General features: G+C 57.0%; 3 protein-coding genes. All 3 read left to right on the forward strand.

Going from position 1 to position 1205, the window contains the following annotated elements:
* The coding region (locus tag A3AY_RS0111785; protein WP_018325877.1) for a PLP-dependent transferase at nucleotides 1–447 on the forward strand (447 nt) is incomplete at its 5' end.
* Between the two features lie 102 nt (nucleotides 448–549).
* Nucleotides 550–867 carry a DMT family transporter gene (locus tag A3AY_RS0111790; protein ID WP_026203363.1) on the forward strand — a complete coding sequence of 106 codons (318 nt, stop codon included), beginning with the start codon at nucleotides 550–552 and terminating at the stop codon, nucleotides 865–867.
* 126 nt (nucleotides 868–993) lie between these two features.
* The coding region (locus A3AY_RS37760; protein WP_026203364.1) for a LysR family transcriptional regulator at nucleotides 994–1205 on the forward strand (212 nt) is incomplete at its 3' end.

Consider the following 1205-nt stretch of genomic DNA (forward strand, 5'->3'; position numbering starts at 1 on the left):
CTGATCATGCGGGGCTCAGTGACGCTGCCGCTGCGACTGAAGCAGCAGTTTTCATCGGCAGAGATAGTCGCCCGGTCCCTCGCAGGCGACAAGCGCGTCGCCTATGTTACCTATCCCGGTCTCGAGACCCACGACCAGCACACGCTTGCGAAGGACCAGTTCGCTGGCAAGGGCTACGGCGCGATCATGGCTTTTGCCGTCGACGGCGATCCCGATACGCAGAACCGGTTCGTCGCACATCTCAAGGTCATCACGTCGGCCGTCTCGCTTGGTCACGACGAAAGTCTGATCGTGCATGTCGGCGGCAGTGGCCGCGGCGGCTCTGATCGTTACCCGCCGAACTTCCAGAAATACGGGCATCTGCGGCTGTCGATCGGTCTCGAGGATACCGAGGATCTGATTGCCGACATCACCAACGCTCTCGACGAGACGTTCGGGCAAAGCTGAACACGAAGTCGAGTTGGACTTGAATTGCCCATCGTCGGGCAATTCAAGTCGCTCTCAAAGCCTGATGCGCGGCAGACCCGGAGGTCCGCCAGGAAGGAAATAATGTACTGGATAATCCTGTTTGTTGCCGGCCTGCTTGAGGTCGTTTGGGCCTTTTACATGAAAAGGTCCGAAGGGTTTACGTTGCTCGTTCCCTCTCTGGTCACGGTCGCTGCTATGATTGCGAGCGGAGTACTTCTGTCTTTTTCGATGCGCGTTTTGCCGCTTGGCACCGCCTATACCGTATGGACAGGAATCGGTGCAGTCGGCTCATTCATCCTCGGAGTGGTTATACTGGGAGAGCCAGCCTCAACAATGCGATTGTTGGCAGGCACGTTGATCGTCTCTGGGATCCTGATGATGAAACTGGCTAGTACCTAGGTACGTCAGAGATACCCATTCATACTCATCGAACCCAGCATGTTCCACCACGCAATCCAGATTGATAGTCCAGCCGGCGTGGACGCCCACATCAGAGCAAGAAAGCACTAGGAGCTGGAACCAGCCATGATCGACTACCGATCCGCTCAGGCCGTCGCATCGGTCATAAAAACTGGGAGCTTCGAGAGGGCCGCTGTCACCCTGAATGTGACCCCGTCGGCAGTCTCTCAGCGCGTCAAGCAGCTTGAGCAACTCTTAGGAGTTGCGCTTGTCGTGCGCGGCAACCCCTGTAGAGCAACCCCGCCCGGAGAACACCTGTTTCGTCACATTGAACAAGT

The organism is Rhizobium giardinii bv. giardinii H152 (assembly GCF_000379605.1).
In the GTDB taxonomy this organism is placed as follows: domain Bacteria; phylum Pseudomonadota; class Alphaproteobacteria; order Rhizobiales; family Rhizobiaceae; genus Pararhizobium; species Pararhizobium giardinii.

What these genes read in the sequence shown, in the direction of transcription:
- A3AY_RS0111790 (WP_026203363.1), top strand. Translation starts at nt 550, where the DNA reads ATGTACTGGATAATCCTGTTTGTTGCCGGCCTGCTTGAGGTCGTTTGG.